Consider the following 23,572-nt stretch of genomic DNA (forward strand, 5'->3'; position numbering starts at 1 on the left):
GGTACCACAACCAGCGGAGAAACCCTTGACTGATACGCCGGAGAACGCACATGGTGTACACATGTTTACTCAAACCTTGACCCAGGGGCTGTGGGACAGGGCGCTTCGGTCGCCGCTGGTCGACCTGCTCACCGGGCCGCATGGCGTGGACCGATACACCGAGCTCGTGGCCCCGACCTGGACCCGGGCGCAGGCCCGTGCCGAGGTGGTCGCGGTGCGACGCGAGACGCCGCGCAGCGTCACCTTGACCCTCAAGCCGAATCAGGCGTTCACCGGCCACCGCGCCGGTCAGCACATCAACCTCACGGTCGAGATCGACGGCCGTCGTCGCACTCGCCCGTACTCGCCGGCCAACGCCGAGGGCGCCGCTCACCTCGAGCTGACCATCGGTCGTCACGACGGCGGCCTGGTCTCGACCTATCTCAACCAGCACGCCCGACCCGGCATGGTCGTCGGGCTCGACTCGGTCGGGGGCGACTTCTCTCTGCCGGGCGGCCCGCCCGCCACCCGTCCGCGCCGCATCCTGTTCGTGTCGGGCGGCAGCGGCATCACCCCGGTCATGTCGATGCTGCGGACCCTGCGCGCCCAGCACTTCGACGGCGAGCTCGCCTTCGTCCACTACGCGCGGTCGGCCCAGGAGGCGTGCTATCGCGCCGAGCTCGACGCGATGCGCGACGTGCGGGTCCTGCACGGCTACACCCGCGAGACGGCCGGGTCCGATCTCGACGGCCGGTTCGGCCCGGCCCACCTGGCCGCCGCGATGCCCGAGCCCGACGCCGTGTTCGTCTGCGGACCGCCAGACCTCGTCGAGGCGGTGCGTGCGCACTGCCAGAACGTCGCCTCGGAGAGTTTCGTACCGCCGACGTTGGCGCCGGCCGAGGCGTCCGGCGGCCTGGTCGCCTTCACCGACAGCAGCGTCGCAGTGGCCGACGACGGACGCCCGCTGCTGGAGCAGGCCGAAGCGGCCGGACTCAACCCCGAGAGCGGATGCCGAATGGGCATCTGCCACAGCTGTACTCGCCGCAAGACCCGCGGCGCAGTCAAGAACCTGATCACCGGAGCGGTGTCGAGCGTCGACGAGGAGGACGTGCAGTTGTGCGTGTCCGCGCCCGTCGGCGACGTCGACATCGCGCTCTGAGAGAGGAGTCACGACATGACAGTCACCACCACCACACAACCGGGCACCATCGAAAAGACCGTCGCAGGCAAGACGGTCAGCCTGACGCCAGAACAGGCCGAGGCATTCGGCCGCGAACTCGACGCGCTCAAGGAACGGGTCATCGCCGACCTCGGCGAGCGCGACTCCACCTACATTCGTCGAATCATCAAGGCGCAGCGTGGCTTCGAGCTCGGCGGCCGCGCCCTGCTGTTCGGCGGCGTGTTCCCGCCGTTCTGGCTGGCAGGCACCGCGATGCTGGGCCTGTCGAAGATCCTCGACAACATGGAGATCGGCCACAACGTCATGCACGGCCAGTACGACTGGATGGGCGACCCGGCAATCTCCAGCAGGGGATTCGAGTGGGACACCGCCTGCCCCGGCGACCAGTGGCGGCACTCGCACAACTACATGCACCACACCTACACCAACATCGTCGGCATGGACCGCGACGTCGGCTACGGCATCCTGCGGATGAGCAGCGACCAGAAGTGGACGCCGTACTTCCTCGGTAACCCCGTCTACGCCTTCCTGCTGATGGTGCTCTTCCAGTACGGCGTCGCACTGCACGAACTGGAGACCGAACGCATCCGCGCCGGAGAGATCACGATCGCCGACAAGCGCGAGATCCTCGAAGGCATCTGGCGCAAGACCAAACGCCAGACGCTCAAGGATTATGTTGCCTTCCCGCTGCTGGCGGGGCCGTTCGCACCGTGGGTGTTCGCGGGCAACCTCACCGCGAACCTGATCCGCAACGTCTGGTCGTACATGATCATCTTCTGCGGCCACTTCCCGGATGACGTCCAGGAGTTCACGATCGAGGAGACCAAGGCCGAGACGCGCGGGCAGTGGTACTTCCGACAGGTCCTCGGGTCGGCAAACCTCACCGGCGGCAGGCTCTTTCACATCCTCAGCGGCAACCTGTCGTTCCAGATCGAGCACCACCTGTTCCCCGACATCCCGGCGCACCGGCTCGCCGAGATCTCAGCGGAGGTCAAGGACATCTGCGAGCGCTACGGCATCCCCTACAACAAGGGGTCGCTGCCGCGGCAGTTCGCGACGGTAGTGCGCAAGATCGTCCGGCTGGCGCTGCCATGACGCTCCGCAGCGCCGTTGCGCCGAACGCGGTTTATCGGCACGCGAAACATCGCTGGAGTGTGTGACGAGACCACACTCGGCGACGTGGGTTAGGTCTGGCAGACCGGGCACCAGAACGAGACGCGGTCCCCGCTGCTGTCCGACTCGATCGGCGTGCCGCACCGCCGGCACGGGCGCCCGCGACGGCCGTAGACCCACAGGTCGCGGCCGCTGCGGGTATCGCCGGTTGTGGTGCGGTTGACGCGGGACCTGTTCAACCACAGCATGTCCCGCGCGCGTTGCACCATCCGTAGCGGGTCCTTGACCTGGCTCACCGCCGTGGTGGGCAGGTAGCCGGTGACGAAGCACAGCTCGTTGGCGTAGACGTTGCCGACACCGGCCATCACCCGTTGGTCCAGCAACGCCTCGGCAAGTGGCCGGTCGGGATTCTCGATCAGGTTCGCCCGCGCGATGCGGGGTTCCCAGTCGTCGCCGAGCAGATCGGGCCCGAGATGAGCGACGGCCTCCATATCGTGGTCGCGGCGCAGGATCTCCAACACAGCGAGGTCGATGCCTGCGGCGCGAGAGTCGCTGGTGTGCAGGAGGATCCGGATCTTGTGCTCGGGGACGCGACGAATCTGGCCGCCGACCAGCCAGGCGCCTTCCATCTTGAGGTGCGAATGGATACTCGCGTCACCGACACGGACGAACAGGTGCTTACCGCGGCTCAACACCTCGTCGACGACGCAGCCCGTCAGGTCGACCGTCGCGAACTTCGGCACGCGAACGTCGCAGCGGGTCAGTTCCTTGCCCTCCAGCGCCTCGCGCAGCTTGGCGGCCGTGCGGTAAACCGTGTCGCCTTCGGGCATGCGTCAGCGCCTTCTGTTCTTCGCGCAAGCTCTCATCACCGTAACCGCAGGCCTCGCGGTGTGCGGGCGAAGCCAGCGCCGAGCAGAGCATCCTGCACGCCGGCGCGCTCACCGCCGGCGCCGGTTTCCAGCACCGGTACGCCGTTGACCTTCTCGACGAGTAGCGACCCCACGCGACCGCTGCCGACGAGATCAGCCAGGGCTGCCGCGGCGGCGATGTGCGCGTCGGTGTCACCGGTGAAACTCAGCAGCGAGCGTCCGCCGCGCTCCAGAAACCACGCCAGTTCGCCGTCCACGAGGGCGACCAGCGCGCCCGCCTTCCGGCCGGGACGATGCGTGACGTCGTCATCGGAGCGCTTCGACGGCCACGGCAGCGCAGCCCCGTAGGGGTTGGCCGGATCGGCCGCCGCGAGCACCACCGCGTGATAATCCCGATGGTCGCGGTCCACTTCGTCGAGGTAGGTGCGCAACCGGTCGACGGTGGAGGCCACCGCGAACTGCGCTCCGCCCAGTGACTCGACGAAATAGCCGCGCTGACAACGGCCGGCATCCTCGAACGCTGTCAACACCTTGTAGAGCATCGCAAAGCCGCCGGGGACCCCCTCCGCGCCGACCGCGCCCTTCGTCAGCACCCCGTGCCGGCCGAGCAGCAGCTCGGCCTGAAAGTGCGCGCGCACGGTCGACTCCGGTTCGGCCGCCGGCAGCGCCGACCACCGGCCGGCCACCGTCGGGTCGGAGTTGCGGGTCTGGGCATGCGCGACGCTGTATCGGCTCAACCGCGGCGCCCGTTGCCGTTGCCGGTGCGCGGGTGCGCTGCGCCGGCTCGTAGCGCCGCGGCTGCCCATCAGCATCGCGCGCACGGGGGCGAACGTGTCGCCGGTGATCCACCCCGCCCAGACCAGGTCCCACAGGGCCCGCTTGTGCTCTTCGGTCGGGTGGTCAGTGAGGCGGCGGGAGAAGGTGTCAGCGAGCTGACGAAAAAAGAAGGCGCCGCCGCCACCGAGCGTGTCGAGGATCGCCCGATGGGTGTCGGTGAACTCGATCTCGGTCGGGGCGGCCAACGTCAACGGCGCCGTCTCGGCCGGGTGGAATGCGATCCAGCCGTCGCCGCCGCCGATTTGGCCGGCCCCCGACCAGGTCACCTCGCCGGAGGCGAGCAGCTCGTCGAGCATCGCCGGCTGGTAGTCGCGCACCCGTTGGCCGAACACCAGCGATTCCGCCGCTGACGCCGGAATCGGCACGCCCGCAAGCTGTTCGATCGCCGCGGCGAGGCCGTCCACGCCCGCGTTGTGCGCCGACCCGACCAGCTGCCACGCCGGCAGGAACCGGCCGTAGGCGGTGGTGCTGACCGGTTCGATCTGTGCGCGCAGCGCGGCAAGCGAACGGCGCCTCAGTATCTTCAGCACGTCGGCGTCACACCATTGCTCACTGTCGGTGTCCGCGCCGGCGAACTCGCCTCGAATCAGCTTGCCGTCGATCGCCATTCGGCCCAGCACGTCGGCGGTGACGCGCAGACCGAGGCCGAACCGGGCGGCCGCGTCGCGGCTGGAGAAGGGCCCGCGCGTGCGCGCGTAGCGCCCGAGCAGCTCGCCGAGTGGATCGTCGACCGATTCGGTGAACGCCGTCGGCACCCCTACGGGCACGGCAACTCCCACCCCGTCTCGCAGCAGACCGATGTCCTCGATCGCCACCCACCACGTCTGCTCGGCGAAGGAGACCGGCAGCGCGCGCTTGGCCGCCCGCAGCCCTTCGAGCCAGCCGCCCACCTCGGAAGTCGTGCAGCGCTCGACGATCTCGGCTTCGGTCAGCGGGCCCAACAGCCGCAGCAGATCGGCGACGCCTTCGGCGTCACGGGCCCGCCGGTCGTCGCTGAGGTGCTGAAGCTGCCGGGTCGTGTTCGTGATGACCTGCGGGTCGAGCAGCTCGCGCAGTTCGACCCGGCCCAGCAGCTCGGCGAGCAGCACGCTGTCCAGCGACAGCGCGGCGGCCCGTCGTTCGGCGAGCGGGCTGTCGCCCTCGTACATGAACGCGCCGACGTAACCGAACAGCAGCGACGCGGCGAACGGGGACGGCGTGGCGGTCTCGACCTCGACGATGCGCAGCCTGCGCTGCGCGACCCGGTGCATCAGCTCGGTCAGGGCGGGCACGTCGTAGACGTCCTGCAGGCATTCCCGCACGGCCTCCAGCACGATCGGGAAATCGGGGTACTTGCGCGCGACGTCCAACAACTGTGCAGCGCGCTGACGCTGGTGCCACAACGGTGAGCGCTTGCCGGGATGGCGGCGCGGAAGTAGCAATGCGCGGGCCGCGCATTCGCGAAACCGCGACGCGAACAGGGCCGAGCCGCCCACCTCCGCCGTGACGATCGGCTCGACTTCGTCGGCGTCGAACACGAACAGGTCCGCACCGGGTGCCGCGTCTTCGGTGTCGGGCAGCCGCACGATGATGCCGTCGTCGGACGCGGTGGGCTTCTCCTCGATGCCGTAGCGCTCCCGCAGTCGTCGCGACACCGCCAACGCGAGCGGGCCGTGCACCCGCAGCCCGTACGGCGAGTGCAGGATGACACGCCAGTCGCCGAGTTCGTCCCGGAACCGTTCGACGACGAACGTGGTGTCTGAGGGAACGACGCCGGTGGCCTGGCGCTGGTCGTCGATCAGCTGCCACAGGTTGTCCGAGGCGTACGCGTCGAAACCCATTGCGCGGCAGCGCTCGTCGAACTCAGTTTTGCCGAGGCGGGCCAGTTCACCGGTGTAGGCACCGACCGCCGCGCCGAGTTCGGCCGGTCGCCCGACTCCGTCGCCGCGCCAGAACGGCAGCCGGGCCGGCTGTCCCGGCGCCGGGATGACCAGCACGCGGTCGTGGGTGATCTCGGTGATCCGCCAGCTCGTCGCGCCCAGCGAGATCACGTCGCCGGGCCGCGACTCGTAGACCATCTCCTCGTCGAGTTCACCTACGCGGGAAGGCTTTTCGGAATCGGTGGCCAGGTACACGGTGAACAGGCCGCGGTCCGGGATCGCGCCGCCGCTGGTGACCGCGAGGCGCTGGGCGCCGGGCCGGGCCGTCAGCGTGCCCGTGTCCCGGTCGTACACCAGGCGGGGCCGCAACTCGGCGAACTCCGTCGACGGGTACTTGCCCGAGAGCAGATCCAGCGTCGCCTCGAACGCGCTGCGCGGCAGGGTGGCAAAGGGCGCGCTGCGCCGCACCGCGTCGAACCAGCGGTCGGCGTCGAGAGGTTCCAGCGCGCACGCCGCGACGGTGTGCTGCGCCAGCACGTCGAGCGGATTGGCCGGAACCCGCATGGTCTCGATTTCGCCGGACAGCATGCGTTTGACGGTCACCGCACAGCCGATCAGGTCGGTGCGGTGCTTGGGGAACAGCACGCCCTGCGAGATCTCGCCGACCTGGTGACCGGCGCGGCCGATGCGTTGCAGGCCGCTGGCCACCGATGGCGGCGCCTCGACCTGGATGACGAGGTCGACGGCGCCCATGTCGATGCCCAGTTCCAGGCTCGAAGTTGCGACGACGGCCTTGAGCCTGCCGCTCTTGAGGTCGTCCTCGACGATCGCCCGCTGCTCCTTGCTGACAGAACCGTGGTGCGCGCGCGCCAACAGCGTCGGCGCACCGAAGGACGCGCCGCTGGCCATCAGCTGGGCGGGCGCCCCGCCTCCGACTTGGGGGTTGGGCCCGGCCTCCAGGTCGACCCCGGTGCGCTCGGCGTGAATCTCGTTGAGGCGCGATGTCAGTCGTTCCGCGAGCCGCCGCGAGTTGGCGAACACGATCGATGAGTTGTGCGACTCGATCAGATCGACGATGCGTTCCTCGACGTCGGGCCAGATGGTGTTGTTCTCGAGGTTCGCCATGTCGGGCACCGGCACCTGGACCGAGAGGTCGAACGTCTTGGCAGCCGGTGGCGCGACGATCGTCGTGCGGGCCTGGCCCGACAGGAACCGCGCCACCTCTTCGGGTGGGCGCACTGTCGCCGACAACCCGATCCGCTGCGCGGGCTGGTCGAGCAGCTGGTCGAGCCGTTCCAGCGACAGCGCCAGATGCGCGCCGCGTTTGGTGGCCGCGACGGCGTGCACCTCGTCCACGATGACGGTCTGGACCTCGGTCAGGGTGTCGCGGGCCGCCGACGTCAACATCAGGAACAACGACTCCGGCGTGGTGATCAGGATGTCGGGCGGCCGGGCGATCAGGTCGCGGCGCTGAGCGGGTGAGGTGTCGCCCGAGCGCACGCCGACGCTGATCTGCGGCGCCGGGACGCCGCGCCGTTCGGCTACGCGTCCGATGCCGGTCAGCGGTGTGCGCAGGTTGCGCTCGACATCGACGGCCAGCGCCTTCAGCGGCGACACGTAGAGCACCTTGGTGCCTGCTCCGGCGGGTCGCGCTTCGGCAGCCAACTGGTCGATCGCCCACAGGAACGCCGCCAGCGTCTTGCCCGACCCCGTCGGCGCGATGACCAGCGTGTTGTCACCGTCGGCGATCGCCGACCAGGCTTGCGCCTGCGCGGGCGTCGGCTCGGCGAACGTGCCGGTGAACCACTCCCGGGTCAGGTCGCTGAACCGGGCGAGAGGTGTGGAGCTCATCTGGCCATCGTGCCCGCACCCACCGACATTTTTCATCGCCGAGTGCACGCTCCAGGTACACAAATCGTGAGTTGGCGTACCAGGACCGTGCACTCGGCGCACTGCGCCGCTCAGCGGCGGTCCGGCGACACCGCCTCGCACAGTGCAGAAGGGATGCCCGGGACGCGGCCGATCGCGTCGAGCAGGCCGTGTGCACACGCGTCGGCGACCTGGCCGGCATCGATCGACGGGTCGATCAGCCGCTGCCTGCACATCTCGAAGGTGAACGCCAGCCAGCCGTAGACGGTGATTCGCAGGTCACGATCCACTTTGGAGTCGAGCTCGTGGCCGACCGCGGCGTGGATCCGCGTGAGGATCCGGTCGGCCTGACGGTCGGTGTCGATGTCCTCGATACCGCGCAGGACCGGGTCTGAGCGGCCCATGCCCATGTACGCCGCCCACGCGCCGTGCGGATACTCCTCGTCGTAGCGCAGGTAGGCCAGCACGCCCTCGCGCAACTGGTCGAACAGGCTCTGACCCGGCCGCGGCGGCGTGTTGGTGGCTTCGAACAGTCGCTCACCCTCGGCCCGCACCACCGCGGCGAAGAACGCGCGCTTGTCGGGAAAGTAGTGGTACATCAGTGCGCGCGACACCCCCGCGCGTTCGGCGATCTCGTCGATGCGGACCTCGTCATAGGGCCGCTGCCCGAACACCTCGGCGCCGAGCATCAGCAGCTCGTTGCGGCGGTCGGCGGGCGAGAGTCGCCGGCGGGGCTCGGCCATGACCCCATGGTAGTGAACACATGTCAAACAACCGGTGCCCCTCAAGCGGTCGCCATCGACCCGAGTAATCGGATCGCCTCCGGGTAATCCGCAGGCAGCTTCCGACGTCCACGACCATGAGAGGTCCCGATGAGCTTCCCAGAACAGCAGCAGTCCCCGCCCGGCGTGCAGGGCCAGATGACACCGGCGCCCGACTGCGGCGAGACGAGCTACCGCGGGTCCGGACGGCTGACCGGCAAGCGAGCGATCATCACCGGCGGCGACAGCGGAATCGGCCGCGCGGTCGCGATCGCCTACGCCCGCGAGGGCGCCGACGTGCTGATCGCCTACCTCAACGAGGACGAAGACGCCAAGGAGGTGCAGACGTACGTGCAGGACGCCGGGCGCAAGTGTGTGCTCGTGCCGGGTGACCTCTCCGAGCCGGCACACTGCCGCGCCGTTGTGGATCGGGCCGTCGAGGAGTTCGGCGGCATCGATGTGCTCGTCAACAATGCCGCCTACCAGATGACCCACGACACGCTCGACGAGATCAGCGACGAGGAGTGGGATTACACGTTCCGGCTCAACGTCGGCGCGTACTTCTACCTCGTGAAGGCGGCGCTGCCGCACATGGGGACCGGAGCGTCGGTGATCGCCAGTTCGTCGGTGAACTCCGACATGCCCAACCCGAAGCTGGCGCCGTACGCGGCCACCAAGGCGGCGATCGCGAACTTCTCGGCCAGCCTCGCGGAGATGTTGGGGGAGAAGGGTATCCGCGCCAACAGTGTTGCGCCGGGCCCCATCTGGACACCGTTGATCCCGTCGACCATGCCGCCTGAGAAAGTCAAGAACTTCGGGGAGAACACCCCGCTGGGCCGCGCGGGTCAACCGGTCGAGTTGGCTCCGGTCTACGTGATGCTGGCCTCCGATGAAGCGAGTTACGTGACCGGTGCGCGGATCGCGGTCACCGGCGGCAGGCCCATTCTCTGAGCCGATCGCGACGCGACGCGCTCAGCCGACCTTCGGCGGCACCGAGGACTCGAGCAGCCGCCGGATCGTCGATCGCAACCGCGTGAGCTCGGCGCCGCCGACCAGCTCGCACCCGTGCAGCTCCGCGAGTTTGCGTGCGGCCGTGGTGAATTCATGGTTTGTGACGACCATCGTCATGGTGCAGTCCTGCATCGGCGCGCCCGCCACCACCTCCTGCACCGCGCTCGCCCCGACCGGGCGGGATTGGCGCTTGCACTGAATGGCAATGCGATTCGGCCGCTTGCCGACAATGATGTCGACGCCCCAGTCGCCGGTGATTGCCGTCATGATCACCGGCGCCCCGCAGGACCGGGCCACTCGTGCGACGTAGTCCTCGAACTCGGCGCCGGACATCGCCGAGGTGACGTCTTCCCGTGGCCCGGGTGTCATGGCACCGGAGAGCGTCCCGGCGAGAAAGCGCGGGGTGGCGACGAGCAGGAGCGGCGCGACGAGACCCAGCGCCGTGCTCCACTGCGGGGTGGCGCCGAGCAGCCACGCCCCGAGGCCCGCCGCCGTCGCCGCCGCCAGGTAGACCTTCAGCGTCACGCGATGGATGGTAGGGCGGTGCCCTGACATCGCACGGACGGCACGACGTGCGTCGAAGCCAGGGCTATCCGGAAAACGAAAGTTCGACCTGCTGCGACACCCCCGCCTGTAAAGCCGGGTTAACCTTCGATCATGACCGACGAGCTGGTTGATTCCGGCGGCCAGACACCTGTCGAGCAAGCTCTTGCTGGCGGCGATCCGCACCGCGTCGGTTGGTTCCGGTTCTACTTCGCCGACGAACGCTGGGAGTGGTCACCGCAAGTCGAGCGGATGCACGGCTACGAGCCGGGCACGGTGCAACCGACGACCGAGCTCGTGCTGTCCCACAAGCATCCCGAGGACTATCGCCAGGTGGCCGCGACTCTGGACGAGATCCGCCGCACGTCGGGCGCCTTCTCCACTCGGCATCGGATCATCGACACCCAGGGCGAGGTGCACCACGTCGTGGTGGTCGGCGACCAGCTTTTCGACGAGAGTGACCGGGTGGTCGGCACACACGGGTTCTATGTCGACGTCACCCCGTCGACGCTCGAACGTCAGCAAAAGATCCTCAGCGCGGCGGTCACCGAGATCGCCGAGGCCCGCGGGCCGATCGAACAGACCAAGGGCATGCTGATGTTGATCTACCGGATCTCCGCCGACTCGGCGTTCGAACTGCTCAGGTGGCGGTCGCAGGAGACCAACACCAAGCTGCGGCTGCTGGCCGAGCAAATCGCCGAGGACTTCCTTGGGCTGACATACGAGGAGGAGTTGCCGCCGCGCTCCACTTACGACAGGTTGTTGCTGACCGCACACAACCGCGTTCGATCCTGAGGTTTATCGACCGATCCAGCCGGGAATGCTGCGCCACATCGTATTGACGCTGGCCCAGCAGCAAATCCGGGGAGAGTTCAGTCGTGTATCACGATCCTACTGAGTTGAGGCGTGTCGAAACCGGGACGCGCGACGCGGTGCGGTTCGCGATCGGCGTTCTGGTCGCCGGCGCGGTGTTGCTTTTCGCCGTCGCGGTCTGGATCAGCACGTGCCATGGTGCGACGGCCGACAGTGTGGCCTGCGGGGCGCCGCAGCGGACGTTGCTGGCGCTTGCGGCTCCCGCCATCCTGCTGGCGGGCGGGCTGCGCGCGTTCTTCCGCAGCCATCAAGCGGGGCGCCGGGGCGAGATGTCGTGGGCCTGGCACGCCGCGGGTTGGCTCCTGCTGACGTCGATGCTGCTGGTGCTGGCGACGAGCACGCCCGCGTTCGCCGGAACCGCGGTGTTCGGCGGATGAGCGCGCCGACGAAGGCCGACCGACCGCTCACCGCCGTCGCGCTGGTTTGCAGCCTCAAGCCCAGCCCGGCCGAGTCGAGCAGCGCGCTGATGGCCGAGCACATCTGCGACAACCTGCGCCGCGCCGGTGTGGAGACCGAGTCGGTGCGGTGTGTCGACCACACGATCGCGCCGGGCGTCGAGGCCGACATGGGCGACGGCGACGAGTGGCCGCAGATCCGCGACAAACTGCTACGCGCCGACATCCTGGTGTTGTCGACGCCGATCTGGCTGGGCCATCCCAGCAGCGTCGCCCAGCGGGTGCTCGAGCGCCTCGACGCCGAACTGTCGAACACCGACGATGCCGGCCGGCCCGTCATGGTGGGCAAGGTCGCCGTCGTCGGTGTCGTCGGCAACGAGGACGGCGCGCACAAGGTGATCGCCGACTGCTTCCAAGGGCTCAACGACATCGGCTACAGCATCCCGGCTCAGGGCGGCACCTACTGGACGGGTGAGGCGATGCAGAGCACGGATTACAAGGAACTCGACGAGGTGCCCGAACCGGTCGCATCGACGACCGCCGCGCTGGCCCGCAACGCCGCCCACCTCGCGAGAGCCCTACAGGCCGGTCATTATCCGCCCTACCAGTGATGTTCCGTACTCCGCCGGTTTCTGCCTCAGCGCAGTCGGGTAGTTCTACCGTTGTCAGTAGCCCACCACCGGGCGGAGGTATGCCGAGAGAGGAGTACCGATGAAAAGCCCGAAGGACCCCGTCGACCACGCGAGGACCACGCGTCCACACGCCGGGGAGTCGATGAAGGACACCAAGAACATGCCCGGGCTCGTGCTCATCGGAGTGGCGCTGGTGCTGTTCGTCTCGGCGCTGGCCGCGCACGGCGCCGGCCACCACAGCGTAGGCATCGGCCTGGGCAGCGGGTCGGCCGCGCTGTTCATCATCGGCGGCGGCTGGCTGCTCGTCGAGCATCTGCGCGTGCGCAAGATCGAGGAGCGTTGGTACAGCGAGCATCCCGACGCCGAACGACAACGTCCCAGCAGCTGACCCGGCAGCCTCCTTGTGGCCGGGGCCTCAACTCATGCGGTGCCGACGTCTGGAGCGTGACCCGACATTCAATGATGAATAGCCCAAACTGATTGTCACTCAGCTGAATACGGACGCTCGGTGCCCTCGACGGCATCGATGTTGGACGCTGTCCGGGCAACCTGCGCACATGATGCATTGCTGACCTCGTCACCGCTGTGCGAGGTAGCCAGCCGCATGAGAAAAGCCCAGCCGGTGCGGCTGGGCTTTTCTCCGTGCAGCGTTACTGTTCGGATTCCTGACGCTTCTCGGCGGACTTGGCGCCGGCCCGCGCGGATTCCGCCTCGGCTTCCTTCTTCGCGGCGTCCTGCTGGGCATCGGCCTTGTCCTGCTGTGCCTTGCCTTCACGGACCATGTCGTCACGACCGGTTACGGTGCCGACCGTTTCCTTGGCTTTGCCCTTGACGTCTTCGACGACGCCCTTGATGCCTTCTTCAGGGCCACTGTTCTTCTCGGCCATGCTCACCTTCCCGCAGTGCAGTGGATTGGTCTAACCACGGGGATCTTCCCCGCGCGCCCAGTGAATGCCCGACGGTCTGGGGGGCTAAACGTTCCGTCCGTGCATGACAAGTGACGGCGGATATCGCGCCCGCGTGTCATCGGCCATCTCGCCGCCTACCTCCGCTGGTAGATCCTTCGTCACTCCTCGACCACATCGTCCTCCGGATCGAGGTCAACCGTTTCCAGCTGCTCCTGCCAGTCGGCGGGCGGCGCCTCCAGAGGCGGATCCTGTCCCGGTTCGGCGGACGCCTCCTCATCTGGATTCGGTTCGCTGGCGGCGCGCTGCTGCTCCAACGCGTCGGCGGCGGGAACGTCGTCGGGGAGGCCTTCGGTGTCTGGCATGCCGGTCGGGGTACCCGCAGACCCGCTGGTGAAACGGCGCCGCGACGGCCTCTGATCCGTCTTGCGAAGTGTGGAATCCAGTATGCGAATCGGGGGCTATCCGCTATGCGAAGAGTCGCGCGGGGAACCGTTTTGCCTGCGAAGTGCTCGGGTAGGCGAACCGCATGTCGATCCTGCCGGCTCCCCGTTCGGTGCTGCTCTGGCATGTGCACGGGTCGTGGACGGAGTCCCTGGTCTCGGGCGGCCACCGCTATGTGCTTCCGGTGAACCCCCGCAGGGATGCGAACGGCCGCGGGCTGTGCGGTAGGAATTGGCCACGCGCGCAGGAGGTTTCGTCGGACGACTTGTGTGACGAGCCGATCGACCTGGTGGTGTTGCAGCGGCCGGAGGAAATCGACCTGGCGACCCGCTGGCTCGGCCGCCGCCCGGGTGTCGAGGTACCCGCCGTCTACGTCGAGCACAACGCGCCGCGACCGTTCGCGGTGGACAGCGTCCACCCGCTTGCCGACCGCCCCGACATCCCGATCGTGCACGTGACCGACTTCAACCGGCTGATGTGGAACAACGGCGTCGCGCCGACCCGCGTCATCACCCACGGAATCGCCGACCCGGGTTTGCTCTACAGCGGCGAGATTTCGGCCGCGGCCACGATGATCAACGAGCCGTGCCGCCGCTGGCGCACGGTCGGCGCCGATTTGCTGGAAGTGTTCGGCGAGCACGTCCCGATCGACGTGTGGGGCATCGACACCGACGTGCTCAGCGAATGCGTCACCAGCGCCCGGGTGCGGGGTAGAGGCGACATGCCGGCCGCGCAGTTGCTGCCCGAAGTGGCCCGGCGACGGGTCTTCCTGCACACCGCCCGATGGACGTCCCTGGGCCTGTCGTTGATCGAGGCGATGTTCATGGGGATGCCGGTGGTCGCCGTGGCGTCGACGATGGCCCCGCTCGTGCTGCCACCCGAGGCCGGGGTGGTGAGCGCCGACATCGACAGGCTCACCCGCGCTTTGGAGGGCTTTATCGCAGACGGTGCGGCCGCCTCGGCGGCCGGTAAGGCGGCGCGCGACTTCGCGACCGCCCACTTCGGCCTAAAACGGTTTCTCGCGGAATGGGACGACCTCATCGACGAGTGCTGCCGATGACAACGGATGGAAGGAGGACGCCGATGAAAATCGCGATGGTGTCCGAGCACGCCAGCCCCCTGGCTGCGCTCGGCGGGGTCGATGCCGGCGGGCAGAACGTACACGTCGCCGAACTGTCGGCGGCTCTGACCAGACGCGGCCACCAGGTGACCGTCTACACCCGCAGGGACGATCCAGATCTACCCGACCACGTCGAAACACCGCAGGGCTACACCGTGGTGCACGTTCCGGCAGGACCTGCTGCGCAGTTACCCAAGGACGAGTTGCTTCCGCACATGGGGCCGTTCGCCCAGTTCCTCGATGCCGAATGGGCAGCCGACCGGCCCGACGTGGCGCATGCCCACTTCTGGATGTCCGGCATCGCAACGCAACTCGCGGCGCGGCATCTCGATCTGCCTGCGGTGCAGACGTTTCACGCACTGGGAGTGGTGAAACGTCGCCACCAGGGAGTGCAGGACACCAGCCCGCCGGACCGGCTGCGCCTGGAGGCGATGGTCGCCCGCACCGCCACCTGGGTCGCGGCCACTTGCACCGACGAGGTGTTCGAGCTGATGCGGCTGGGGCGGTCGCGCGACCGGATTTCGGTGGTGCCCTGCGGCGTGAACCTCGACCGTTTCAGCCCCGACGGTCCGGTGGCGCCGCGCAACGGCATGCACCGCATCGTCAGCGTCGGCCGGTTCGTCCCGCGAAAGGGTTTCGACGTGGTCGTGCGCGCGCTGCCGCACATGCCCGGCACCGAACTGGTGATCGTCGGCGGGCCAGACGAGTCGGGGCTCGACTCCGATCCCGAAGCGCGCCGGTTGATGGGCCTGGCAACGGAATTGGGCGTCGCGGAGCGGGTGCGGCTGTACGGCTCGGTGGCGCGCGACGACATGCCGGCGATTCTGCGCTCGGCCGACGTGGTCGCCTGCACTCCGTGGTACGAGCCGTTCGGCATCGTGCCACTGGAGGCGATGGCGTGCGGTGTGCCGGTGGTGGCATCGGCGGTCGGCGGAATGCTCGACACCGTGGTGCACGACGTGACCGGGCGGCTGGTCAAACCCAAGCGGCCCGATGAGGTCGCCAAGGCCGTCAACCATCTGCTGCGCGACGACTTCCTGCGGCAGAGCATGGGCGCCGCCGGGCGTGACCGCGCTCGGGCGCGCTATTCATGGGACCGGATCGCCGCTGACAGCCAGCGGATCTACGACCGACTGGTGCCGATGCGGGTCCCGCACACCGAACCGGCGACAAGTCTGTCGTCCGGATGACCGGCTCAACCCGACTCCAGCAAGGCCACCGCCTGCTCGACCGCGCGAGGAAGCCGCCGCCGCCGGGCGATGACCGCGGGCAGCCGGGCGACGGCTTCGACCGCGCCGCGGGCATGCTCACGGTCGCGCAGCGCGGCCACCCCGAGTCGGCCGGTCGCGTTGAGGCACTGTCGGATCGGACGGCGCAGCCACGTGGTCAGCACATCGTTGCGCAGCACCCGCGCGGCCTGGGCCGCGGTGGTGGCCCGAACCGACGACGGTTGGTGAATCGCGACCAGCCGGGGGTAGTAGCACAGGTCCCAGCCCGCCGCCGCGAGGTCGAGCGCGAGCAACTGTTCCTCGCCGCGGAAGTGCAGGATGTCACTGAAGCCGCCGGCCTGCTCGAACGCCCACTTGCGCACCATGGCCGCGCAACTCATGAAACCGAGAATCGACGGTCCGGGCAGATCCGGCCGGCGGCCCAGCGCGCTGTCGGCCAGCAGGGTGGAGAACGGGTCCTCCCGGTGCTGCGGCAGCACGATCGTGCGGGCCGCCAGCAGCCCCACCGACGGATGCCGTTCGAACGCCTCGACGCCGATCGCGGGCGCGTCGGGCGCCCACCACGAATCGTCGTCGCAGAACGCGACGTACGGCGTGCGGCACGCCGCGACACCGACGTTGCGGCCGACGGCACCGAGGTTGTCGGCCAACTCGACGAGCCGCAGGCGGCCCGCCGATCGCGCCGCCATCCTCCCCACGACCTCCGCGGTGTCATCGGTGGAGGCGTTGTCCACCACCACAATCGGGCACACCGTGGTGTCGAGCAGCCGGGCGACGACCGTGGCGAGTTCCGCGGCGCGATTCCGGCTGGCGATCACGAACGAGACATCGGCCGGGGCTGGGGTCCGCATGACCCTGCGGGCTACCCGCCGATCCGAAAGGCAAACGATGCATGACATCAAACGTGCACTGGTGACCGGCGGCGGCGGCTTCCTCGGGGGTCACCTGTCTGAGCGGCTGCTCGACAGCGGTGTCGAGGTGCTCTGCGTCGACGACCTTTCCACCAGCGCCCCCACCGCCGCCGATACGTTCCTCGACCGGCCCGGATACCGGTTCGTACCGCACGACATCAGCGAGCCGCTGCCCGATCCGCCCTCCGGCGTGGACACCGTCTTCCATCTGGCGTCGCCGGCCTCGCCGCTGGACTATCTGCGGTTGCCGATCCAGACCTTGCGCACCGGCGCGCTCGGCACCGCGCACATGCTGGAGTTCGCGGAACGCTCCGGTGCGCGGCTGGTGCTGGCGTCCACCAGCGAGGTGTACGGCGACCCGCTGGAACATCCGCAAACCGAAACATATTGGGGCAACGTCAATCCGGTCGGACCGCGCAGTGTCTACGACGAAGCGAAGCGGTTCGCCGAGGCGCTGGCCTTCGCCTACCGGCGCGAGCGGTCGGCCGACATCGCCGTGGCGCGCATCTTCAACACATACGGCCCACGGATGCGGCCCGACGACGGCCGGATCGTGCCGACCTTCTGCCGTCAGGCATTGGCCGGTGAACCGCTCACCGTCAACGGCACGGGCCGGCAGACCCGGTCCCTGTGCTACGTCGACGACACCGTCGAAGCGTTGATCGCCCTGGCCGAATCCGACTGCGCCGGACCGGTCAACGTGGGCAATCCGGACGAACTCACGGTGCTGCGGATCGCGGAGCTCATCCGCGATCTGGTCGGCAGCGCCTCGCCGATCGAGTATCGCCCGGCACCCCAGGACGATCCGCAACGCCGTTGCCCCGACATCACGCTGGCCCGCGAGCTGCTCGGCTGGAGTCCGCGCGTGAGCTACACCGACGGACTGTCCGCAACCGTCGACTGGTTCCGCAACCTGTCCGTCACCGTCGCGCTGCAGGGCCGCTAGGAGGAAGCAATGCGAATTCTCGGAATCAACGCGGTGTTCCACGATCCCGCCGCCGCGCTGGTGGTCGACGGACAGATCGTGGCGGCCGCCGAGGAGGAGCGGTTCACCCGGCGCAAGCACGGCAAGCAGGCGGTGCCGTTCTCGACGTGGGAACTGCCCGTGGAGTCGGCGCGCTGGTGCCTGCAACAGGCCGGCCTGACGCCGGCCGACCTCGACGCGGTCGGCTACTCCTACGACCCGCGGCTGATGGACGAGTCCGCCCAGGGGCTCGACGGCTTGGACCGCGACTGGGAGTACCTCCGCACGCTCTACGCCGAACGCGCACCGCGGTTTTTGCAGTCCGCCCTGCCCGGCCTGGACCCGGCGATCGTGCGTCATGTCCGCCACCACGTCGCGCACGCCGCGTCGAGCGCGCTGGCCTCGCCACACCCCGACTGCGCGGTGCTGGTGGTCGACGGACGCGGTGAGCGGTCCTCGATGCTGGCCGGAAGCTATCGCGACAGCAAACTCGACGTGCTTGCGACGCAGTCGCTTCCGCACTCGCTCGGCCTGCTCTACGAAAGCCTGACCGAACACCTCGGCTTCAAGCGCTCCAGCGACGAGTACAAGGTGATGGCGATGGCGTCCTACGGAACTCCGCGGTTCGCCGACACATTCCGCGAACTGGTCTACGCGTGCGCCGACGGCGGTTTCCGCACCGAGCCGGTGAGTTGGGATTCGATCACCCCGGCCCGTGCGTCAGGAGCCGGAAAGGGACATGCGCTGGACCGGCCAGAGCCCGAGCACGCCGATCTGGCGTGCAGTGTCCAAACAGTCGTCGAAGAGGTGCTGCTCGACCTAGTCGGCTGGCTGCGTGCGCGCACCGATCACGAAAACCTCTGTCTGGCAGGCGGAGTGGCGCTCAACTGCGTTGCCAACTCGAAAATCCACCGTCGCGGCGGCTTCTCGAACGTCTGGATCCAGCCCGCGGCCGGCGACTCGGGAACCGCACTGGGCGCAGCCCTGGCGCTGGCCGGCGAGGCCGGTGAGCCGATCACGCCGATGCCTTCGGCAGCGCTGGGCCGCGGATTCTCCGACGACGAGATCGCCGCGGCTCTCACCGAAGCGGCCGTGCCGCACGAGCGGCCCGCCGATCTGGCCGCGGCCATCGGCGACGCGCTGGCCGACAACTTGCTCGTCGGCTGGTTCCAGGGCCGCGCGGAGTTCGGGCCGCGCGCGCTCGGGCAGCGATCGCTGCTCGCCGACCCGCGACGCATCGACAACCTGGAGCGGCTCAACACCGTCAAGGGCCGCGAGCAATTTCGGCCCGTCGCCCCGATGGTGCTCGCCGAACACGCCGACGAAATCTTCTCCGGCGGACCGGTTCCCAGCCCGTACATGCTCTTCGTGCACGACGTCGCCGCCGCGTGGCGGGACCGGATCCCGGCGGTCACCCATGTCGACGGCACCGCCCGCATCCAGACCGTCGACCGCAGCCAGCCGCTGCTGCACGACACGATCAGCCGGTTCGCCGCCCGCACCGGCGTGCCCGTGATCGTGAACACCAGCTTCAACACCGCGGGACGGCCGATGGTCGACAGCCCGCGTGACGCGCTCGAGTGTTTCGGCAGTGCACCGATCGACGTGCTGGCAATCGGGCCGTTCATCGTGAGGCGGCCCGGATGACCCCGCGGTTCGCGGTCGTGGTGCCGACGGTCGGGCGGCCGTCGCTGCACCGGCTGCTCGCAGAACTCGAAGGATCGGCGGGCCCGGCGCCGGCGGCGGTGATCGTCGTCGACGACCGCCCCGGACCGCAACCGCCGCTGTCGATCGACTCGCAGTTGCCGGTCAGGGTGCTGCGAAGCGGCGGACGGGGCCCGGCCGCCGCCCGTAACACCGGGTGGCGTGCCGTCGACGCCGACTGGATCTGTTTCCTCGACGACGATGTTGTCCCGCAACCGGATTGGTTCGCGGCGGTGTCCGAGGACCTGGCGAAGGCCGACGTGGAGGCCGCGGCCGGATCACAAGCGGTGATCGAGGTACCGCGGGCGGGCGGGCGCAAGGCCACCGACGACGAGCGCCGCACCCAGCGACTCGCCGAGGCCCGGTGGATCACCGCCGATATGGCGTTTCGCCGTGACGTGCTGGTGACGGTCGGGGGTTTCGACGAGCGGTTTCCCCGCGCGTACCGCGAGGATTCGGACATCGCGTTGCGCATCGTGCAGGCCGGCAACACAATCGTCCGCGGCGCCCGCCGGTGTACCCACCCGGTGGCCGACGCCACACTCATGAGCAGCGTGCGTGCGCAGGTCGGCAACCGCGACAACGCGTTGCTGCGCCGTAAGCACGGAAGGCGGTGGCGCTCCGCGATCGGGGAGGGCCGCGGCCGGCTGCCCGCACACTCGATGACCACTGCGGCCGCCATTGTCGCCTTCACAAGCGCGCTGGCCGGCCGATGGCGTTCCGCGCGGTATGCCGCGGTGCTGTGGGGCGCGCTCACAGGCGAATTCGCGGTGCGCCGGTTCTGGTCCGGCCCACACACCGTGGGGGAGGCCGGCCGCATGCTGATCACCAGCGCGCTGATCCCGCCCGCAGCGGTCGCGCATCGCCTCGCCGGTGAGTGGAGGTTCCGTGGCGCGCGACGCGACCCCCCGTTGGCGGTGCTGCTCGACCGCGACGACACGATCATCGAAGACGGCCCGTATCTCAACGATCCGGCCGGCGTGCGCCCGCTGGCCGGTGCGCGCGACGGGCTGGACCGCCTGCGGCGCAAAGGATTGCTGCTCGCCGTGGTCAGCAACCAGTCGGGTGTCGCGAAGGGCCTGATCACCCCGGAGCAACTCGACGCCGTCAACGCGGAGGTCGACGCGCAACTCGGGCCGTTCGACTCCTGGCAGCTGTGCGTGCACGACGCCGACCACGGCTGCGGATGCCGCAAACCCGCGCCGGGAATGGTGCAGGCGGCCGCGGCAGCGCTCGGCGTCCATCCCTCCCGCTGCGTGCTCATCGGCGACACCGGCGGCGACGTGCAGGCGGCGCTGTCGGCCGGCGCCGACGCCGTGCTGGTGCCGACCCGGCGAACGCTGCGGCACGAGATCAGCGGCGCCCGGATGCGCGCCCGGGTGGCGGCCACGTTCGACGACGCCGTCGCGCTCGTCCTGAAGGAGTGCCGATGAACCGGGCCCTCGTCGCGCGACTGGACAGCGCCGGTGACGTTCTGATCACCGGCCCCGCGGTCCGTGCGATCGCCGAAAGCCACGATGCGGTGACCTTTTTGGCTGGGCCGCGGGGGCGAGCGGCTGCCGCGTTGTTGCCCGCCGTCGACGACATCATCGAGTGGCAGGCCCCCTGGGTCGACTTCGACTCGCCCGAGCTCACCCCCGGACACGTCGACGCACTCCTCAAGCAGATACGCGACCTGGCTCCCGACCGCGTCTACATCTTCACGTCGTTTCACCAGTCGCCGTTGCCGCTGGCATTGATCGCCCGGATGGCCTCGGTGCCGTGGGTCGGCGCGATCAGCGAGGACTATCCCGGCACGCTGCTCGACCTGCGCCACCACGTCGAAGGCGGCGTGCCCGAACCCGAGCGGGCGCTGTCGCTGGCCCGTGCGGCGGGCTGCGAACTGCGCGACGGCGACGACGGCAGGCTGCGGGTCAACATTCCGCCGCTGCCGGAGGAGCTGCGCGAACTCCTCTGCGCCCCACCGTTCGTGGTGTTCCACCCGGGCGCAGCGGTGCCCGCCCGCAGGCCCACGACCAAACGCAGCGCAGACATGGTGCACGCCCTGGTTGCCGCGGGCCATCGCGTCGTGGTCACCGGCGACCCCGCCGAACGCGAGCTGACCGCCGCGGTGGCCGGCGACGGGGCCATCGACCTCGGCGGGCGCACCTCGCTCGCCACGCTGGCGGCGATTTTCGCCGCTGCGAGGGTCGTCATCGCGCCCAACACCGGACCGGCGCACCTGGCGGCGGCCGTCGGCACACCGGTGGTCTCGCTGTTCGCACCCGTCGTACCCGCCTCGCAGTGGAGTCCCTACGGCAGCACCGTCATTCGGCTCGGGGATCAGGATGCCGCCTGTCGGCTGACCCGCGCGCGCAGCTGCCCGGTGGCGGGCCACCCCTGCCTGGACGGCATCACCGACGACGAACTGCTCAACGCGGTCAACCGGATTGGAGGACAGCAATGATTCCGATGATCGAAACCCACTTCTCCGCACTGTCGCAGGCGGTCGACCACATCGGCGCGGAGGCGCCGAGGCTGGCCGCGTGGGGCAGCCGGCTCGCCGACGTGCTCACCACCGGCGGCCGACTGCTGGCCTGCGGCAACGGCGGAAGCGCAGCCGAGGCTCAGCACCTCACCGCCGAATTGGTCGGCCGCTTCCGCGACGAGCGAATACCGATGTCGGCGATCTCACTGCACGCCGAGACCTCAGCGCTGACCGCGATCGCCAACGACTACGGCATCGACGAGATGTTCGCCAGGGGAGTGCGGGCACACGGCCGACCCGGCGACGTCCTGATTTCGCTGTCCACCAGCGGCACCAGCCCGAACGTGCTCGCGGCCGTCAAGGCCGCGCATGAAACCGGCCTGACCACATGGGCGTTCACCGGGCCGCACCCCAATCCGCTCGCCGCGATGTGCGACGACGCCGTCTGCGTCGAGGCGACGACCACCGCGACGGTGCAGGAGATTCACCTACTGCTGGTGCACGCGCTGTGCATCGCGCTCGATGACGTTCTGCTGGGAGCGTCCGATGACTAGGCCGTTGGTGATCGTGGGCGACTCGATGCTCGACGTCGACATCGAGGGCACCGCCACCCGGCTCAGCCCCGAGGCGCCGGTGCCCGTGGTCGACACCGAACGAAAGTGGCAGCGCCCCGGCGGCGCTGGACTGGCCGCCGTGCTGGCCGCCCGCACCGGTTGCGAGGTGGTGCTGGTGACGGCCGTCGGGGACGACGCCGACGGCCAGGCGCTGACCGAGCTGCTGGCCGACGCCGGAGTGAGGCTCGTCGCGCTGCCGTTGGCCGGAAACACGGTGTGCAAGACGAGGGTCCGGGTGGGCAACCATTCGATGCTGCGGCTCGACCACGGCGACGGGACGGCGTCCGGCGCCCCGGTGCCCACGCAGGTCGCCGAGGTGCTCGAGCAGGCCGGCGCAGTGTGCGTGGCCGACTATGGCCGCGGTGTCACCGCGCACGGCGAGATCCGAGAACTGCTGACCCGCCTCGCGCGGCGGCTGCCGACGGTCTGGGATCCACATCCGCGAGGCAGCCGGCCCGTCCCGGGCTGCTGGCTCGTCACCCCGAATTCCGCCGAGGCCGACGGACGTTCGGCTGAGTCGCTGCGCGAACAGTGGGCCGCCAGGGCGGTGTGCGTCACGCTCGGCCCGAAGGGGGCGCTGGTGGCCACCGAGAACGGCAACGCCCATCACCCGGTGCCCGATTCGGCCGCCCCGGCCGGCCGCGGTGACACCTGCGGCGCGGGCGACCGGTTCGCGATCGCGGCCACCATGGCGCTGGCCGCCGGAAAGGACGTCCACGAGGCCGTCGCCGACGCCGTGGACGCGGCGAGCCGGTTCGTCGCCGCGGGCGGCGCGGTGGGCGTGTCGAGCGCCGCGCCGGTCGGTCAGAGCCGTTCGGCGACAACCGAATCGACTGCGATCACCGGGGACATCGCGGACGTGCGGGACCGTCTGCGCAGCCGTGGCGGCACCCTGGTGGCGACCGGTGGTTGTTTCGATCTGCTGCACACCGGCCACGTCCGGCTGCTCCGGCAGGCCCGCGGGCTCGGCGACGCGCTGGTGGTGCTGCTGAACTCCGACGCGTCGGTGCGCGCGTTGAAAGGGCCACGACGGCCGGTGGTCGCGGATCAGGACCGAGCGCGCGTGCTGGCCGCCCTGGCCTGCGTGGACGCGGTGGTGATCTTCGACGAACTGTCACCCGAGGCGGCGCTCGCGCAGCTGCGGCCCGACCTCTGGGTCAAAGGCGGCGACTACACCGAAGCGGACTTGCCCGAGGCCGACGTGGTTCGCCGCCACGGCGGTGAAGTTGTGCTGCTGCCGACCGTCGCCGGTTACTCGTCGTCAAACCTGATCGCCGCTGCGCGGTCATGAAT

Annotated in this window: 22 protein-coding genes; 15 read left to right on the forward strand and 7 right to left on the reverse strand. The window is 69.3% G+C overall.

Going from position 1 to position 23,572, the window contains the following annotated elements; all coding sequences use genetic code 11:
- Window positions 1-61 precede the first annotated feature (61 nt).
- Both AU185_RS05245 and AU185_RS05250 read left to right on the forward strand, forming a co-directional pair.
- A complete protein-coding gene (locus tag AU185_RS05245; protein WP_059099071.1) occupies window positions 62-1,138 on the forward strand; it encodes a ferredoxin reductase in 1,077 nt (358 codons plus the stop codon).
- Window positions 1,139-1,153: 15 nt separating this feature from the next.
- Window positions 1,154-2,254: a fatty acid desaturase family protein gene (locus tag AU185_RS05250; protein WP_059099070.1), complete on the forward strand. Its 1,101-nt coding sequence runs from the start codon at window positions 1,154-1,156 to the stop codon at window positions 2,252-2,254.
- An 89-nt stretch (window positions 2,255-2,343) separates the two neighbouring features.
- On the opposite strand, the gene nei2 is transcribed toward AU185_RS05250, so the two are convergent.
- From nei2 to AU185_RS05265, 3 genes are all read right to left on the reverse strand, one after another.
- Complete coding sequence (gene nei2, locus AU185_RS05255; protein ID WP_059099069.1) at window positions 2,344-3,102, reverse strand: endonuclease VIII Nei2; 759 nt, start codon at window positions 3,100-3,102, stop codon at window positions 2,344-2,346.
- 35 nt (window positions 3,103-3,137) lie between these two features.
- Window positions 3,138-7,688, reverse strand: coding sequence for an ATP-dependent helicase (locus tag AU185_RS05260; RefSeq protein WP_059099068.1), 4,551 nt, complete (start codon window positions 7,686-7,688; stop codon window positions 3,138-3,140).
- Between the two features lie 110 nt (window positions 7,689-7,798).
- On the reverse strand, window positions 7,799-8,449 hold the full coding sequence (locus AU185_RS05265) for a TetR/AcrR family transcriptional regulator (protein ID WP_059099067.1): 651 nt from the start codon (window positions 8,447-8,449) through the stop codon (window positions 7,799-7,801).
- Window positions 8,450-8,578: 129 nt separating this feature from the next.
- On the opposite strand from AU185_RS05265, the gene AU185_RS05270 reads away from it, so the two are divergent.
- Entirely contained in the window at window positions 8,579-9,418 is an 840-nt protein-coding gene (locus AU185_RS05270) for a glucose 1-dehydrogenase (RefSeq protein WP_059099066.1), read from the forward strand.
- 21 nt (window positions 9,419-9,439) lie between these two features.
- Here AU185_RS05270 and AU185_RS05275 read toward each other — a convergent pair whose 3' ends face one another.
- Window positions 9,440-10,033: a restriction endonuclease gene (locus tag AU185_RS05275; RefSeq protein ID WP_059099065.1), complete on the reverse strand. Its 594-nt coding sequence runs from the start codon at window positions 10,031-10,033 to the stop codon at window positions 9,440-9,442.
- A 102-nt stretch (window positions 10,034-10,135) separates the two neighbouring features.
- On the opposite strand from AU185_RS05275, the gene AU185_RS05280 reads away from it, so the two are divergent.
- From AU185_RS05280 to usfY, 4 genes are all read left to right on the forward strand, one after another.
- Window positions 10,136-10,816: a PAS and ANTAR domain-containing protein gene (locus AU185_RS05280; RefSeq protein ID WP_059099064.1), complete on the forward strand. Its 681-nt coding sequence runs from the start codon at window positions 10,136-10,138 to the stop codon at window positions 10,814-10,816.
- A gap of 104 nt (window positions 10,817-10,920) precedes the next feature.
- A complete protein-coding gene (locus tag AU185_RS05285) occupies window positions 10,921-11,271 on the forward strand; it encodes a hypothetical protein (RefSeq protein ID WP_231740288.1) in 351 nt (116 codons plus the stop codon).
- Entirely contained in the window at window positions 11,268-11,900 is a 633-nt protein-coding gene (locus tag AU185_RS05290) for a flavodoxin family protein (protein WP_059099062.1), read from the forward strand. The genes AU185_RS05285 and AU185_RS05290 overlap by 4 nt, the downstream gene beginning before the upstream one ends.
- A gap of 100 nt (window positions 11,901-12,000) precedes the next feature.
- The gene (gene usfY, locus AU185_RS05295) at window positions 12,001-12,309 is read left to right on the forward strand and encodes a protein UsfY (RefSeq protein WP_059099061.1); all 309 of its coding nucleotides are present in this window, start codon (window positions 12,001-12,003) and stop codon (window positions 12,307-12,309) included.
- Window positions 12,310-12,571: 262 nt separating this feature from the next.
- Here usfY and mbp1 read toward each other — a convergent pair whose 3' ends face one another.
- Together mbp1 and AU185_RS05305 are read right to left on the reverse strand one after the other, a co-directional pair.
- Window positions 12,572-12,808 (reverse strand): microaggregate-binding protein 1, encoded by a 237-nt coding sequence (gene mbp1, locus AU185_RS05300; protein ID WP_059099060.1) that lies wholly within the window; start codon window positions 12,806-12,808, stop codon window positions 12,572-12,574.
- A gap of 179 nt (window positions 12,809-12,987) precedes the next feature.
- On the reverse strand, window positions 12,988-13,191 hold the full coding sequence (locus AU185_RS05305) for a hypothetical protein (protein WP_059099059.1): 204 nt from the start codon (window positions 13,189-13,191) through the stop codon (window positions 12,988-12,990).
- A gap of 164 nt (window positions 13,192-13,355) precedes the next feature.
- Between AU185_RS05305 and AU185_RS05310 the strand changes: the two genes are divergently transcribed.
- Window positions 13,356-14,330 carry a glycosyltransferase gene (locus tag AU185_RS05310; protein ID WP_059099058.1) on the forward strand — a complete coding sequence of 325 codons (975 nt, stop codon included), beginning with the start codon at window positions 13,356-13,358 and terminating at the stop codon, window positions 14,328-14,330.
- Between the two features lie 23 nt (window positions 14,331-14,353).
- Window positions 14,354-15,580: a glycosyltransferase gene (locus tag AU185_RS05315; protein WP_059099057.1), complete on the forward strand. Its 1,227-nt coding sequence runs from the start codon at window positions 14,354-14,356 to the stop codon at window positions 15,578-15,580.
- A gap of 5 nt (window positions 15,581-15,585) precedes the next feature.
- On the opposite strand, the gene AU185_RS05320 is transcribed toward AU185_RS05315, so the two are convergent.
- The gene (locus AU185_RS05320; RefSeq protein ID WP_059099056.1) at window positions 15,586-16,470 is read right to left on the reverse strand and encodes a glycosyltransferase family 2 protein; all 885 of its coding nucleotides are present in this window, start codon (window positions 16,468-16,470) and stop codon (window positions 15,586-15,588) included.
- 37 nt (window positions 16,471-16,507) lie between these two features.
- Between AU185_RS05320 and AU185_RS05325 the strand changes: the two genes are divergently transcribed.
- The 6 genes from AU185_RS05325 to AU185_RS05350 are packed head-to-tail and all read left to right on the forward strand — an operon-like array spanning window position 16,508 to window position 23,570.
- Window positions 16,508-17,476, forward strand: a complete 969-nt coding sequence (locus AU185_RS05325) for an NAD-dependent epimerase/dehydratase family protein (RefSeq protein WP_082683745.1) — start codon at window positions 16,508-16,510, stop codon at window positions 17,474-17,476.
- Window positions 17,477-17,485: 9 nt separating this feature from the next.
- The gene (locus AU185_RS05330; protein WP_059099054.1) at window positions 17,486-19,141 is read left to right on the forward strand and encodes a carbamoyltransferase family protein; all 1,656 of its coding nucleotides are present in this window, start codon (window positions 17,486-17,488) and stop codon (window positions 19,139-19,141) included.
- Window positions 19,138-20,631 carry an HAD-IIIA family hydrolase gene (locus tag AU185_RS05335; RefSeq protein ID WP_059099053.1) on the forward strand — a complete coding sequence of 498 codons (1,494 nt, stop codon included), beginning with the start codon at window positions 19,138-19,140 and terminating at the stop codon, window positions 20,629-20,631. Before AU185_RS05330 ends, AU185_RS05335 begins: the two co-directional genes overlap by 4 nt.
- Window positions 20,628-21,644, forward strand: coding sequence for a glycosyltransferase family 9 protein (locus AU185_RS05340; RefSeq protein WP_059099103.1), 1,017 nt, complete (start codon window positions 20,628-20,630; stop codon window positions 21,642-21,644). Before AU185_RS05335 ends, AU185_RS05340 begins: the two co-directional genes overlap by 4 nt.
- Window positions 21,645-21,649: 5 nt before the next feature.
- Window positions 21,650-22,219: a D-sedoheptulose-7-phosphate isomerase gene (locus AU185_RS05345; RefSeq protein WP_059099102.1), complete on the forward strand. Its 570-nt coding sequence runs from the start codon at window positions 21,650-21,652 to the stop codon at window positions 22,217-22,219.
- Window positions 22,212-23,570, forward strand: coding sequence for a PfkB family carbohydrate kinase (locus tag AU185_RS05350; RefSeq protein ID WP_059099052.1), 1,359 nt, complete (start codon window positions 22,212-22,214; stop codon window positions 23,568-23,570). The genes AU185_RS05345 and AU185_RS05350 overlap by 8 nt, the downstream gene beginning before the upstream one ends.
- The last annotated feature ends 2 nt before the right edge of the window (window positions 23,571-23,572 follow it).

The sequence above is a fragment of the Mycobacterium sp. GA-0227b genome (genome assembly GCF_001499855.1).
In the GTDB taxonomy this organism is placed as follows: Bacteria; Actinomycetota; Actinomycetes; order Mycobacteriales; family Mycobacteriaceae; genus Mycobacterium.

What these genes read in the sequence shown, in the direction of transcription:
- AU185_RS05245 (WP_059099071.1), top strand. Translation starts at nt 62, where the DNA reads ATGTTTACTCAAACCTTGACCCAGGGGCTGTGGGACAGGGCGCTTCGG.
- AU185_RS05250 (WP_059099070.1), top strand. Translation starts at nt 1,154, where the DNA reads ATGACAGTCACCACCACCACACAACCGGGCACCATCGAAAAGACCGTC.
- nei2 (WP_059099069.1), bottom strand. Translation starts at nt 3,102, where the DNA reads ATGCCCGAAGGCGACACGGTTTACCGCACGGCCGCCAAGCTGCGCGAG.
- AU185_RS05260 (WP_059099068.1), bottom strand. Translation starts at nt 7,688, where the DNA reads ATGAGCTCCACACCTCTCGCCCGGTTCAGCGACCTGACCCGGGAGTGG.
- AU185_RS05265 (WP_059099067.1), bottom strand. Translation starts at nt 8,449, where the DNA reads ATGGCCGAGCCCCGCCGGCGACTCTCGCCCGCCGACCGCCGCAACGAG.
- AU185_RS05270 (WP_059099066.1), top strand. Translation starts at nt 8,579, where the DNA reads ATGAGCTTCCCAGAACAGCAGCAGTCCCCGCCCGGCGTGCAGGGCCAG.
- AU185_RS05275 (WP_059099065.1), bottom strand. Translation starts at nt 10,033, where the DNA reads ATGTCAGGGCACCGCCCTACCATCCATCGCGTGACGCTGAAGGTCTAC.
- AU185_RS05280 (WP_059099064.1), top strand. Translation starts at nt 10,136, where the DNA reads ATGACCGACGAGCTGGTTGATTCCGGCGGCCAGACACCTGTCGAGCAA.
- AU185_RS05290 (WP_059099062.1), top strand. Translation starts at nt 11,268, where the DNA reads ATGAGCGCGCCGACGAAGGCCGACCGACCGCTCACCGCCGTCGCGCTG.
- usfY (WP_059099061.1), top strand. Translation starts at nt 12,001, where the DNA reads ATGAAAAGCCCGAAGGACCCCGTCGACCACGCGAGGACCACGCGTCCA.
- mbp1 (WP_059099060.1), bottom strand. Translation starts at nt 12,808, where the DNA reads ATGGCCGAGAAGAACAGTGGCCCTGAAGAAGGCATCAAGGGCGTCGTC.
- AU185_RS05305 (WP_059099059.1), bottom strand. Translation starts at nt 13,191, where the DNA reads ATGCCAGACACCGAAGGCCTCCCCGACGACGTTCCCGCCGCCGACGCG.
- AU185_RS05310 (WP_059099058.1), top strand. Translation starts at nt 13,356, where the DNA reads ATGTCGATCCTGCCGGCTCCCCGTTCGGTGCTGCTCTGGCATGTGCAC.
- AU185_RS05315 (WP_059099057.1), top strand. Translation starts at nt 14,354, where the DNA reads ATGAAAATCGCGATGGTGTCCGAGCACGCCAGCCCCCTGGCTGCGCTC.
- AU185_RS05320 (WP_059099056.1), bottom strand. Translation starts at nt 16,470, where the DNA reads ATGCGGACCCCAGCCCCGGCCGATGTCTCGTTCGTGATCGCCAGCCGG.
- AU185_RS05325 (WP_082683745.1), top strand. Translation starts at nt 16,508, where the DNA reads ATGCATGACATCAAACGTGCACTGGTGACCGGCGGCGGCGGCTTCCTC.
- AU185_RS05330 (WP_059099054.1), top strand. Translation starts at nt 17,486, where the DNA reads ATGCGAATTCTCGGAATCAACGCGGTGTTCCACGATCCCGCCGCCGCG.
- AU185_RS05335 (WP_059099053.1), top strand. Translation starts at nt 19,138, where the DNA reads ATGACCCCGCGGTTCGCGGTCGTGGTGCCGACGGTCGGGCGGCCGTCG.
- AU185_RS05340 (WP_059099103.1), top strand. Translation starts at nt 20,628, where the DNA reads ATGAACCGGGCCCTCGTCGCGCGACTGGACAGCGCCGGTGACGTTCTG.
- AU185_RS05345 (WP_059099102.1), top strand. Translation starts at nt 21,650, where the DNA reads ATGATCGAAACCCACTTCTCCGCACTGTCGCAGGCGGTCGACCACATC.
- AU185_RS05350 (WP_059099052.1), top strand. Translation starts at nt 22,212, where the DNA reads ATGACTAGGCCGTTGGTGATCGTGGGCGACTCGATGCTCGACGTCGAC.